Below are 12271 nucleotides of genomic sequence, written 5' to 3'. Positions count from 1 at the left end.
TCACATCGTCGGAGTCGGGTCCACGATCTGCCGCACCGACGACTCGCGCACGACCAGCTCCCCGGGGATGAGCCGGCGCAGCGGCGGCGTGCGGTCGCCGGCGATGCGTCGCAGCAGGAGGGAGACGGCGGCCTCCGCGATCAGGTCGAATGGCACGTCGACGGTCGTGAGGGAGGGCTGCAGGTACGCCGTGTACGGATGGTCGCTGTAGCCGATGACGAGCACGTCGTCGGGCACCCGCACCCCGCGCTCCGCGAGCGCCCGCAGGGCGCCGACGGCGTGGTAGTCGTCTTCGAACAGCATCGCGTCGGGGGCGGCGTCGCTCTCCAGCAGCGCTGAGACGGCGCGGTAGGCCTCCTCCAGCTGCCATGGGCTGGTGCGGTTCTCGAACCGTCGCGTCGGCATCGGCACGACGTGGCCGGACGCCTCGGGGACCGCGCGCACCGCCGACTCGAAGCTCTCGACCCGGATGCGGTTGGTCATCGTGTCGATGTCCTCGTCGAAGAAGTACAGCGATCGCGCACCCTGCGCGAGCGCATGCCGGGTGGCCGCGTACATCGCCGCGTGCTGGTCCATCGCGACGAAGTCGCCATCGCGACCGGGGATCTCGCGGGCCACGGCGACCACGGGGAACGGCAGCTCGCCGGCGTCGGTCCAACCGCTCGCGTCGCCCTGCACCGGGATCACGATCGCGCCGGCCGGCTCGGCCTCGAGCATCCCTGCGATCACCGCGTTCTCGACGTCCGCGGACTCCTCGGTGATGTGCAGGACCATGTCGTAGCCCTGTGCCCGCAGGGCGGTCTCGACGGCGGGGATCAGGCGCAGGATGAAGACGTTGATCGAGCTCGTGACGGTCAGCGCGACGACCTTGGAGCTCCCCGCGCCGCGCGGGAGGGCGACACGTAGCCGATCCGCTCGGCCTCGCGGGCGACCGCTTCGCGCGTCCGGCTGGATACCCCGTCCTTCTGCGTGAGGGCGCGGGACACCGTGTTCACCGACAGCCCCACCGCGTCGGCGAGGTCGGTGAGCGTCGGGCGTTTCTGTCGGGGCACGGGGGTCCTCTCGGGCCGGGATGAGCGGCTAGGGCCATCCTGGCCCGGATCGGTCGCCGGGCGCGCTCGAACCGGATGCGCAGCACGACCGGCGCGCACCGCCGGACTCACCAGTCCGCCGAGATGACGACGGAGTCGAGGAACAGGAGGTTGCGCGTGGGACTGAGCGTGCGCACCGAGAAGTAGAAGTTGAGCAGGTTGTCGAGCGCGTGCCAGCGGTCGGGATAGGCCGGCACCGGCACGTCGCGCAGGTCGATGACTGTGTCGTTGAACTGGAGCTCGACGTTCGAACGAGTCTCGGTGTCGAGCAGGAACCGCAGGTAGTGCCAGTTCGTCTTCGTGGGCACCTCGTTGTAGCAGGTGCCCTGCTCGGCACCGACGGCGTGCCAGTCCGCGGGGTCCGGGGCCGTGAAGTCGCTGAGCGGACCGTAGGGGTGCGCCTCGCCGAGCCGCTCGTGCGGGGTCGGCTCGGGCACGACCGGGTACATCCAGCGGCGGACCAGGTGATGGTCGGCATCCGTGTTCTGGAAACGCATGACGTTGTGGTACCGGATGCCGCCGTCGCCGCAGATGTCCGTCGCAACGGTGAAGGCGCCGAACTGCGCCTCGGACGGATGCTGATTGCCGTCGAAGGTGATGTCGCCGAAGGTGTTGTTCTCGACGCCGCCGCCGAGGGTCGCCTCGGACTTGTAGGTCAGATACGCCTCGATCTGCACCCGGCCGCGACCGCTCATCGTGAGACGGCGGATCCCGACCGCGGTGTGGCCGGTCTCCGGACGGGTGGCGAGCTTGAGGAGTACGTCCCCGTCATCGCGCCGTGGGTTCCGACGTCGAAGAAGTTCGCGTTCGACAGCTGCGGCGGCCGCATGTCGATGAACTGCGGATCGATCGAATCGAGGGCGCCCGTGCCGTCGTAGTTGCCGCTCAGTTCCACCCAGCCGTTGGTGCCGTTGTTGAAATCGTCGACGGTCAGGATCCGCGACAGCGGGTTGTACTTGCACAGCACCGGGTCGGAGCTCCGGATCGCCGCCCTCAGGTCGTCGGCCGTGGACGTCTGCGTCATGTTCCCTCGAAGCTCCCTGCTCGACCGCGATCGTAGTGTTTGAGGTATCAGCCTATTCTTCACGTGAAAAATTACAAGAAACGTTGACCTTGAAGCCGTGGCTTCCTACGCTGCAGGGGACGAACCCGAGGGAGCGCATGCCGAACACCGCCGCAGTCCTGACGTCCGCCGGCGTGGTCGAGCTCCGGAACCGCCCCGTCCCGCTGCCCGGCGAGGGCGAGGCGATCGTCCGGATCCGCAGCGTCGGCGTGAGCGAGCTCGACGTGGCCCGCTTCGAAGGGACGTGGGACCGGAGTCCCGGCTGGGGCGCGGTCCTCGGTCATGAGGCGACCGGCGAGGTCGTCGGGGTCGGTGCGGGCGTGACGATGGTGGGCCTCGGAGACCGGGTCGCGATCGAGCCCGGCGCTCCGTGCCGCCGGTGCGCCGCGTGCCGACGCGGATGCCCCCGCCTGTGCGCGCAGCTCGCCTTCTTCATCCCGCCGCTGGACGACGGCTTCCTGGTGCGGTACGCGGCGATCGACGAATGGCAGCTGCACCGGCTGCCCGATCTGATCTCCTTCGACGACGGGGTCCTCATCGAGCCGCTCGCCGTGGCCCTCCGCGCCGTCGAGCGCGCGGCTCTGCGTGCCGGCGATCGCGTGCTCGTCACCGGTGCCGGGCCGATGGGTCTTCTCGCCGCGGAGGCGGCTCGCGCGCTCGGTGCCGACACGGTGCGCCTTGCGGACGGATCCGCGACCCGGCTCGACATCGCCTCCTCGCGCGGTTTCGAGGTGGAGGACGGCGGAGCGGGATCGGAGGTCGACGTCCTCCTCGAGTGCTCCGGGAGCGTCGCCACGCTCCTCCGGTCCATCGAGCGTCTGGCCGACGGCGGCCGGGCCGTGACCGTCTGCGTGAGCGCGTCGGACGACACCGTGACGGTGCCCCGGGACGATGCGCGCGAGATCAGCGTCGCGCGCGCGAACCGCTACCAGTTCACCTGGCTTCTCGCCGTCGAGCTCGCATCGACGGCACGGATCGAGCTCGACGGGATCGTGTCGCACGGATTCGGCATGGCTCGCGCGGCGGAGGCGTTCCGGCTGGCCGCCGGGACGCCCGACGCGATGAAGGTCGTCATCCATCCCGGCGACGACTGACCCGACGACCGCCGGGGCCGTCGAGACGGATCAGGCCGGCCCGACCCGCTGCGGATCGATGATCGCCTTCATCGAGTCGGGCACGTGCTTGGCGAGCGTCAGCGCCTCCGCCGTGTCGTCGAGCCCGAAGCGGTGCGTCACGATCGAGGCGACGTCGACCCGGCCGCCGGCGACGAGGAGATCGCCGTCGGCCACGTGTGCGCGTAACGGTTCACCAGGCCGATCGTCAACTCGTTCACGTTCAATTTCGACAGGGGCAGCTCGACGGACTGTTTCGGCATGCCGACCATCGCGGCGCGGCCGTTCGTGCCCAGCCTGCCGAGCCCGTCGGCGAGGGCGGTGGGGGCGCCCGAGCACTCCAGCAGGACGTCGAAATCGGCCCGGGTGCCCTCGCCGGCGCGCTCCGCCGCGAAACCGAGCTCGCGGGCCAGGCCAAGGCGGAATTCCGACACGTCGACGACCGTCACCGAGGCGGCGCCGAAGGCGCGCGCGACCTGGGCCGCGAGCACGCCGACCGGGCCGGCGCCACTGACCAGCACGTGATCGCCGGGCGCCAGACCCGCGCGATGGCACGCCCAGATGCCGACCGAGAGCGGCTCGCACAGAGCGGCCTCCTCGTAGGTCATCGAGTCGGGGATCGCGAAGAGCTGGCGCTCGTCGAGGGCGATGCGCTGCACGAGCGCGCCGTCGTACGGCGGCGTGGCGAGGAACTTCAGGCGGGGGCAGAGGTGGTAGCGGCCGGCCATGCACTCCCGGCAATTCCGGCACGGCTCGCCCGGCTCGATGGCGACCCGGTCGCCGGCCTTCACCCGGGTCACCTCCGCACCCACCGCCACGATCTCGCCCGCGACCTCGTGGCCGAGGATGATCGGCCCGTCGACCACGTAATCCCCGATGTACCCGACCGTGTAATACGCGGTGTCGGAGCCGCACACGCCGACGGCCTGGATCTGCACGACGGCCTGGCGCGGCCCCGGCGCGGGCTCGCCGACATCCCGGATCTCGATGCGCCCGATCTCGGGCATCACGGCGGCCTTGTTGGACACGGTCGACTCCTCGTCGGGCGGATTCAGCGGTTCGTGGACGCCCGGAGCACGAGCTCCGGCTGGATGAACTCGGTCACCGGCTCGTCGCCGGCCACGCTGTTGTCGAGCAGGGCGAACAGGCGTGCCGTCGCCCGTCGGGCGACCTCGATGGAGGGCAGCCGCAGCGTCGACAGCGGCGGATCGAGGAACCGGGCGAAGGCGTAGTCGCCCCAGCCCATGACGAGGACGTCCTCGGGGATCCGGATGCCGCGCTCGCGCAGCGCGCTGTACAGCCCGAGCGCCAGGTAGTCGTTGCCGACGACGAAGGCGTCGGGCATCCGGCCGCCGTCCAGCAGGTCGCGCACGACGCGGTAGCCGTCCTCGGCCCGCCAGTGCATGGCGGAGCGCGCGTTGCGGCGGGAGGGGATCAGCTCGTTGCGGCGCGAATCGAACGGGATGCCGTGCTCCTCGAGCGCCTGGCGGAAGCCGTTGATCCGGTGCTCGACGGTCGAGATCTGCAGATCCTCCTCGATCAGCAGCGGATCCCGGGCTCCGCGCTCGAGGACGGCGTTGGTCGTCATCCGGCCGCCGGCCTCGTTGTCGTTGGAGAAGAAATCCACCCCGAGCTCCGGGATCTCCCGGGTGGTCAGGACGAGGGGGATCCCGGCGCGCGTGAGCGCGGTCCACGGGTTCGCCCGCCCCTGCACGGGCACGCCGATGACCCCGTCGACGCCGGCGCGCAGCGCGGTCTCGATGGCGAGCCGTTCGCGCTCGGGGTCCTCGTCGGACAGCAGGAGCAGCAGGTTGTATCCGGCGGTGAACGCCTGGTCCTCGATCTCGCTGACGAGGTCGTTGAAGTAGGGATTGGCGATGTCGGTGACGACGACGCCGATCGTCTTCGGCGAGCCGAGCACGAGCGAGCGGGCGTGCACGTTGGGCACGTAGCCGATCCGCTCGGCCTCGGCCTTGATGCGGGCACGCGTGGCGGCGCTGACGCCGGGCATGTCGTTGAGGGCGCGGGAGACCGTGTTGGCGGAGAGGCCGACGGCCTCTGCGACGTCCTGGAGCGTGCGACGACGCTGCCCCCTGCTCCTCGCCACCATCGCCGCCTCCGCCTACTCCTTGAGCTCCAGGTAGATCCGCAGCAGCGGGGATTCCTGACCGGCCTTCTGCTCGACGCGCAGACGAAGCCAATGCCCGAACCGCTCGACGGGGATGGACAGGAGGCCGACCGCCTCGGATTGTACTGCCGAGACGGACTCGTGATCGATCCAGTTGATGCCGTCCGGTGAGATCTGGACGCGCATCTCGACCGTGCTGCCGGGGGCGGGGCGGAGGAACTGGACGTACCAGCGGGCCTCCCCGGCCCAGGCCGTCTCGAAGGGCTCGGTCTCGAGCACCTGCTCGAGCTCGGCACCGCGTTCGATGACGGCGCTCTGCGATTGACGCATGGTCGTGCTCACCAATCTGCCGAGATGACGACGGAGTCGAGGAAGAGGAAGTTGCGGTGCGGTCCGAGGGTGCGCACCGAGAAGTAGAAGTTCAGGAGGTTCTCCAGCGACTCGTACTTCTCGGCGTAGGGCGGCACCGGCACGTCGCGCAGGTCGTACACGTCGCTGTTGAACTGCAGCTCGACGTTCGAGCGGGTGCGGGTGTCGACCACGAAGCGCACGTAGTGCCAGTTGATCTTGGTCGGGACCTCGTTGTAGCAGGCCTCCTGCCGCACGTCGCTGAGGTACCGCCAGTCGTCCGGGTCCGGCGCGGTGAAGTCGGTGTAGGTGTCGTAGTCGTGCTTGCCCTCGAAGCGCTCGTGAGGAGTCGGCTCGGCGACGACCGGGTACATCCACTTCTGGACGATGTGGCCGTCCCAGTCGGTGTTCTGGAAGCGCATCACGTTGTGATAGCGCACCCCCTCGCTGCAGAGGTCGGTCGCGACGGTGAAGGCGCCGAACTGCGCTTCGGAGGGATGCGAGTTCGCATCCCACGTGATGTCGCCGTAGCTGTTGGCCTCCTCGCCGCCGCCGAGGTTCGCCTCCACCTTCCAGGCGACGTAGGCCTCGATCTGCAGCAGGCCGCGCCCACTCATCGTCAGCCGCCGGATCGCCGTCGAGGTGTGGCCCGGACGCCGGCGGGTGGCGAGCTTCATCGAGTACGTGCCGGTCATGCCGCCGTGCGTGCCGACGTCGAAGAAGTTCGCGTTCGACAGCTGCGGTGGGCGGAAGTCCCGGAAGTGGCGGTCGAGCGACTCGAGGGATCCGCGTCCGTCGTAGTTGCCGCCGAGCTCGACCCAGCCGTGGACTCCGTCGTTGAAGTCGTCGAAGGTCAGGATCCGGGACAACGGGTTGTATTTCGAGAGGCGCAGATCGGTGCTGCGCATCCCCTCGCGGACGCCGGCTGCGACGCTCGCGGTGTCGATGGACACGAGATGACTCCTTGGATCGTCGGGGCCGGCGCTCCATCGCGCGGCCCGTGCTGTCGCAAAGTTAGCGTTCTCGTTCACTCCTGTCAAAGACTGCCGGTCGGCGCGCCGCCAGGACGAGCAAGACGCGTGTTGCCCTGTAAACACAGGGATAGCGCGAGCGCTTGACATTTCTCGGAGGATCGGCGAGGGTGCATGAGCGATAATGTTTTCGAGGTCGACCCGGGCCTCCACCGCAACAGGATCGAAGCGGATCCGGACGGGAGATGTGCGTGCTCGGCTACGTGTTGCGGCGCCTGCTGCTCGCCGTCTTCGTCCTCTGGGGCGTCGCCACGGTGGTCTTCATCGTCGTGCGCATGGTCCCCGCGGATCCCGCCCTGCTCATCGCCGGAGAGACCGCCACCCCGCAGCAGCTGGCCGCGCTGCGTCACGACATGGGGCTGGATCAGCCGCTGATCCTGCAGTACCTGCAGTACCTCGGCAAGGCCGTGGTGGGCGACTTCGGGAACTCCTATCTGCAGAGCGTCCCCGCGATGTTCCTCATCGGGCAGGTCCTGCCGAACACCGCGCTGCTCGCCGTGCTCGCCTGCGCGCTCGCGCTCGTGGTGAGCTTCCCGCTGGGGCTCATCGCGGCGCTGCGGGTCAACGGCCTCGCCGATCGGGCGGTCACGACCTCGTCGCTCGTGGTGCAGGCCCTTCCGGGGTTCTGGGTCGGCGTCGTCCTGCTGCTGATCTTCTCCCGGACGCTGAAGTGGCTGCCGAGCGCCGGACTCACCAACGCCCAGAGCCTCATCCTGCCCGCGATCGTGCTCGCGCTGCCGTTCATCGCGATCCTGACCCGGCTGACGCGCAGCGGTCTGCTCGAGGTCGTCGGCGAGGGCTACATCCAGACGGCGCGGGCGAAGGGCCTGGCCGAGCGCACGGTGATCTTCCCGCACGCGATCCGCAACGCCACCATCCCGATCGTCACGGTCGTCGGCCTCGAATTCGGCACCCTGCTGGGCGGTGCCGTCATCACCGAGACCGTCTTCTCGTTCCCGGGGTCGGACGGCTGCTGGTCACGTCCATCCAGACCCGCGACTACAACGTCGCCCAGGCCTGCGTCATCATCATCGCCGTCGCCTTCGTCCTCATCAACCTGCTCGTCGACCTGCTCTACGCCTACCTCGATCCGAGAATGAGGCTCGTCTCGTGACCACGTTGCCCCCCACCATCGCCGTGCAGACGGTGCAAGCCGGCCGGCGTCGCTCGCGCGGCGCGGTCGTGGCGCGGATCGTGATCCCGCTGCTCGTCATCGCGATCATGGCGATCGGGGCCGTTCTCGTGCCGATCCTGTACCACTACGACCCGCTGCACACCGACCTCCTCGTGCGCCTGAAGCCGCCGGGGACGGTCGTCTCCAACGGGTCGGTCGCGATCCTCGGCACCGACCAGGTCGGCTCCGACCTGTTCGCCGAGATGATGGACGGCACGCGGATCTCGCTGCTGGTCGGGGCGGCCACGCTGCTCATCGCAGGCGTCGTCGGGGTGCTGCTCGGTCTGCTGGCCGGGTACTTCGGGGGCTGGTTCGACACGGTCCTCATGCGCATCGCGGATGTCCAGCTCGCGTTCCCGTCGATCCTCCTGGCGATCCTGATCGCCTCCGTTCTCGGCCAGGGGTCCTGAACGTGATCATCGTGCTGTCCATCGCGAACTGGGTGGTCTTCGCCCGCGTCACGCGCAGTCAGGTGATGAGCCTCAAAGGGCGCGAGTACGTGGAGGCGGCGCGCACCCTCGGCGCCGGTCACGCCCACCTGATCTTCCGCACCCTGCTGCCGGGCTGCGTGGCGCCGATCCTCGTGATCGCGACCGTCGAGTTCGGGCAGGTGATCCTCGCGGAGGCGGCCCTGTCGTTCCTCGGGGTCGGCGTGCCGCTCGGCACCCCGAGCCTCGGCAGCACGATCTCCAACGGCACCCAGTACCTCACGACCGCCTGGTGGATCTCCACCCTCCCCGGCGTCGCCCTGCTGATCCTGGTGCTCGCCACCGGCATCCTCGGCGACGCCCTCCGCGACCGCTTCGACCCGAGGCTGAGGAGCGCCTGATGACGATGACGCGCACCGCGGCGGTCGAGCCCGGCTCGGGCACCGAGCCGTTGCTGAGCGTGCAGAACCTGCAGGTGGAGTTCTCCACGTCGGCCGGGGTCGTGCGGGCGCTGGACGGCGTGAGCTTCGACGTGCACGCGGGGGAGACGCTCGCCGTGCTGGGGAGTCCGGTTCGGGCAAGTCGGTCACGGCCCAGGCGATCATGGCCCTGCTGCCCAAGCCCGCCGGCTCGATCGCGGGCGGCCGGATCATCTACCGGGGCCGCGACCTGGCGCACGAGCCGGTCAAGCAGGTGCGCGAGCTCTGCGCGACCGAGATCGCGATGATCTTCCAGGACCCGCTGAGCTCGCTGAACCCCGTCTTCTCGATCGGCTACCAGGTCGCCGAGCCCTTCCGGCGCCGACAGGGCATGGGCAAGAAGGAGGCCTGGGCGCGGGCGCTCGACCTGCTCAAGCACGTCGGCATCCCGAACGCCGAGAAGCGGATCCGCGACTACCCGCATCAGTTCTCCGGCGGACAGCGCCAGCGGATCATGATCGCGATGGCGATCGCCCTCGGCCCGAGGCTGCTGATCGCCGACGAGCCGACGACGGCCCTCGACGTCACCGTCCAGAAGCAGATCATGAATCTGCTCGCCGACCTGCAGGCCGAGACCGGGATGGCGATGATCCTCATCAGCCACGACCTCGGTGTCGTCGCCGACGTCGCGGAGCGGACGGCGATCATGTACGCCGGCCGGATCGTGGAGACCGGGACGATCCGCGAGGTCTACGACCACCCGGCGCATCCCTACACCCGCGGCCTGCTGGACTCGATTCCGAGCACCAGCGACATCGGCAAGCGGCTCACCCCGATCGTCGGCTCCCCGCCCAATCTGCTCGCGCTGCCCGCGGGATGCAGCTTCCACCCACGCTGCCCCTTCGCCACCGACATCTGCCGGACGGTGGAGCCGCCGCTGCGGCAGCCGGTCGGCTGGCTTCCGGGGCATGAGGCGGCGTGCCACCGCTCGGAGGAGGTGCTCGCGCATGGCTGACACCGCGGGCGATCCGCCCCTGCTGCGGGTGACGCACCTCAAGGTCGCCTATCCGATCCGCTCCTCGGTCCTCATGCGATCGATCGGCGAGAACCTCGCGGTCAGCGACGTCAGCTTCGATGTGCGGGCCGGTGAGACGGTCGGACTGGTCGGGGAGTCCGGTTCGGGCAAGTCGACCATCGCGCGCACCGTCATCGGCCTCGTCAAGCCCAGCGACGGCGACATCGAATTCGAGGGCAGGAGCATCTCCGGGTACTCCTCGCGGCGCATGAAGGGCGTGCGCCGGGACATGCAGATGGTCTTCCAGGACCCTTACGCCTCACTGAACCCGCGGCTGACCGTGCGGGACCTCATCGCCGAGGCATGGCGCGTGCACCGCGGCATCGTGCCGAGCAATCGCTGGACCGCGGAGGCGAAGGAGCTGATGGAGCGCGTCGGGATGAACCCCGACTACGCCAGTCGCTACCCCCACCAGTTCTCGGGTGGTCAGCGTCAGCGCATCGGCATCGCCCGCGCCCTCGCGCTGCGGCCGAAGCTCATCATCTGCGACGAGGCGGTCTCCGCCCTGGACGTGTCCGTGCAGGCGCAGGTGCTGAATCTGCTGGACGACCTGCAGACCGAATTCGGGCTCGCCTACCTCTTCATCTCGCACGACCTCTCCGTGATCGAGCACCTGTGCGATCGCGTGCTCGTGCTCAACAAGGGCGTGGTCGTCGAGCAGAACGGAACACGCGAGCTGTTCGAGGACCCGCAGGACGAGTACACGAAGGCGTTGCTGGCCGCCGTCCCGGTGGTGCGCCCGTGGCTGGATCCGGCGTCATGAACTCCTCCCGGTCACCCGGGCGGACACCCCAACGCACCACCGTCAAGAAATCAAAGGAGATCGCAATGACATCCCCATTCCGCAAGGGGCTGCTGGGGCTCGCGGCCGCGACCGCGGCCGTCGCCCTCGCCCTCACCGGGTGCAGCTCCGGCGGCACCCCGTATACGTCGGGCGCGGCCCTCCCCGACGCCAAGCAGAACCTCACCTTCGTCCCCAACTACGCGGTGCCGAGCACCGATGTGACGAAGAACCCGCTCGAGATGGGCACGAACCAGGTGATGTCCAACGTCCTGCAGGCGCTGGTCAAGCTCAACGACAAGTCCGTCCCGGAGCCGCAGCTGGCGACATCGTGGGACTGGACCGACCCGACCACCCTGGTGTTCAAGCTGCGTAAGAACGTGAAGTTCAGCGACGGCGCCGACTTCACCGCCACGAACGTGAAGAACAGCTTCGACCGCTACATCGCCCAGAAGCAGGCGCTCGCGGCCGCCCTCTCCGTGATCACCTCCTACGAGGCGGACGACTCCGCCGGCACGTTCACGGTCCACACCAAGGCGCCGACGGGAACCCTCGTCGGCATCCTCGCGCTCGTCTACATCGGCGAGGGGGCCGCGACGGACGACGCCGCGTGGAGCAAGCCGGTCGGCACCGGCGCGTTCGTGCTCAGCGACTACGTGCCGAACGACCACGTCACGCTCACGCGGAACAAGAGCTACTGGGGCACCAAGGCGAAGCTCAAGACGGTGACCTTCAAGCTGATCACCGACACCAACGCGAAGATCACCGCGTTGTCCAACGGGCAGGTGCAGGTGCTGAACGACGTCACCAACGACCAGATCCCCACGGTCAAGGGGATGTCGAACGTCACCTTCACCCAGAGGTCCGGTCTGACGTACTACTTCCTGTGGTTCGAGAACCAGCACAAGCCGCTCGACGACGTGCGCGTCCGCAAGGCCATGTGGGAGGCGCTCGACCTGCCGACGATCGTGAAGAGCCTGTACGGCGAAACCGCGTCGACGATGGACTCCTTCTGCCCGTCGGCGGCCTTCGGCTGCCTGCCGGCCGAGGGGATGCCGAAGTACGACCCGGAGGACGCGAAGAAGCTCCTCGCCGACGCCGGGTACCCGAACGGCTTCAGCACCGACGTCATCTTCAGCACGGCCAACTCCGGGCTGAACGACCTGGCGACGGCGTTCGTCTCCGCCTGGAAGTCGGTGGGCATCACCGTCCAGCCGCGTGCGGAGGACGGCACGAGCTGGCTCGCCGACTTCACCGCTCTGAAGTGGGACATGGACCTCCAGCCCAACCAGACGATCACCGGGGATGCCGACTACACGCTGAACCGCCTGTACAGCTGCGCCGCGAAGCGGCTCGGGTACTGCAACCCGGACCTCGACGCGCTCATGACCAAGGCGCAGCAGGCGACCGATGCAGGGGAGCGCAAGGACCTGTACCAGAAGGTCGTGAACATCATGGCGAAGGACGTTCCGGCGATCCCGCTGTTCCAGTCCACGTCGAACGTCGCGGCCCTGAAGACCGTCAAGGGTCTGAAGATCCCGCCGTCGGAGTTCATCGACTGGAGCGGGGTCTACCTCACCAACTGAATCGAGCGTGGCGCGGGGCGGCGGATCGCCGCCCC

The 12271-nt window shown here is 68.9% G+C and carries 10 protein-coding genes and 3 pseudogenes; 6 read left to right on the top strand and 7 right to left on the bottom strand.

Annotated elements, in window-relative coordinates; all coding sequences use genetic code 11:
• From QQK35_RS04490 to QQK35_RS04480, 3 genes and pseudogenes are all read right to left on the bottom strand, one after another.
• The gene (locus QQK35_RS04490; RefSeq protein WP_284255600.1) at nucleotides 1–816 is read right to left on the bottom strand and encodes a LacI family DNA-binding transcriptional regulator; all 816 of its coding nucleotides are present in this window, start codon (nucleotides 814–816) and stop codon (nucleotides 1–3) included.
• A gap of 38 nt (nucleotides 817–854) precedes the next feature.
• Nucleotides 855–1052 (bottom strand): LacI family DNA-binding transcriptional regulator, encoded by a 198-nt coding sequence (locus QQK35_RS04485; RefSeq protein ID WP_284253123.1) that lies wholly within the window; start codon nucleotides 1050–1052, stop codon nucleotides 855–857.
• A 107-nt stretch (nucleotides 1053–1159) separates the two neighbouring features.
• Nucleotides 1160–2115, bottom strand: a pseudogene (locus QQK35_RS04480) (DUF6772 family protein).
• A gap of 137 nt (nucleotides 2116–2252) precedes the next feature.
• Here QQK35_RS04480 and QQK35_RS04470 point away from each other — a divergent pair.
• A complete protein-coding gene (locus QQK35_RS04470; RefSeq protein ID WP_284253120.1) occupies nucleotides 2253–3248 on the top strand; it encodes an alcohol dehydrogenase catalytic domain-containing protein in 996 nt (331 codons plus the stop codon).
• Nucleotides 3249–3385: 137 nt separating this feature from the next.
• Here the strand turns inward: QQK35_RS04470 and QQK35_RS04465 are convergent, their stop codons facing one another.
• Genes QQK35_RS04465 through QQK35_RS04450 form a run of 4 tightly spaced genes read right to left on the bottom strand, consistent with a single transcriptional unit; the run spans nucleotide 3386 to nucleotide 6695 of the window.
• Nucleotides 3386–4294, bottom strand: a complete 909-nt coding sequence (locus tag QQK35_RS04465; RefSeq protein ID WP_284253119.1) for an NAD(P)-dependent alcohol dehydrogenase — start codon at nucleotides 4292–4294, stop codon at nucleotides 3386–3388.
• Between the two features lie 23 nt (nucleotides 4295–4317).
• Nucleotides 4318–5373, bottom strand: coding sequence for a LacI family DNA-binding transcriptional regulator (locus tag QQK35_RS04460; RefSeq protein WP_284253118.1), 1056 nt, complete (start codon nucleotides 5371–5373; stop codon nucleotides 4318–4320).
• Between the two features lie 15 nt (nucleotides 5374–5388).
• Nucleotides 5389–5724: a DUF6385 domain-containing protein gene (locus QQK35_RS04455; RefSeq protein ID WP_284253117.1), complete on the bottom strand. Its 336-nt coding sequence runs from the start codon at nucleotides 5722–5724 to the stop codon at nucleotides 5389–5391.
• An 8-nt stretch (nucleotides 5725–5732) separates the two neighbouring features.
• Nucleotides 5733–6695, bottom strand: coding sequence for a DUF6772 family protein (locus QQK35_RS04450; RefSeq protein ID WP_284253116.1), 963 nt, complete (start codon nucleotides 6693–6695; stop codon nucleotides 5733–5735).
• 263 nt (nucleotides 6696–6958) lie between these two features.
• On the opposite strand from QQK35_RS04450, the pseudogene QQK35_RS04445 reads away from it, so the two are divergent.
• From QQK35_RS04445 to QQK35_RS04420, 5 genes and pseudogenes are all read left to right on the top strand, one after another.
• Nucleotides 6959–7887, top strand: a pseudogene (locus QQK35_RS04445) (ABC transporter permease).
• 107 nt (nucleotides 7888–7994) lie between these two features.
• Nucleotides 7995–8776 (top strand): annotated as a pseudogene (locus tag QQK35_RS19620) (ABC transporter permease).
• A 202-nt stretch (nucleotides 8777–8978) separates the two neighbouring features.
• Entirely contained in the window at nucleotides 8979–9809 is an 831-nt protein-coding gene (locus QQK35_RS04430; protein WP_348534883.1) for an ABC transporter ATP-binding protein, read from the top strand.
• Entirely contained in the window at nucleotides 9802–10632 is an 831-nt protein-coding gene (locus QQK35_RS04425) for an ABC transporter ATP-binding protein (protein ID WP_284253112.1), read from the top strand. The genes QQK35_RS04430 and QQK35_RS04425 overlap by 8 nt, the downstream gene beginning before the upstream one ends.
• A 65-nt stretch (nucleotides 10633–10697) precedes the next feature.
• Complete coding sequence (locus QQK35_RS04420) at nucleotides 10698–12236, top strand: ABC transporter substrate-binding protein (protein WP_284253111.1); 1539 nt, start codon at nucleotides 10698–10700, stop codon at nucleotides 12234–12236.
• The last annotated feature ends 35 nt before the right edge of the window (nucleotides 12237–12271 follow it).

This window comes from Pseudolysinimonas kribbensis (assembly GCF_030161895.1).
In the GTDB taxonomy this organism is placed as follows: domain Bacteria; phylum Actinomycetota; class Actinomycetes; order Actinomycetales; family Microbacteriaceae; genus Pseudolysinimonas; species Pseudolysinimonas kribbensis.
The sequence above is the reverse complement of the archived record's forward strand: the minus strand, read 5'-3'. Positions and strand labels throughout refer to the sequence as shown.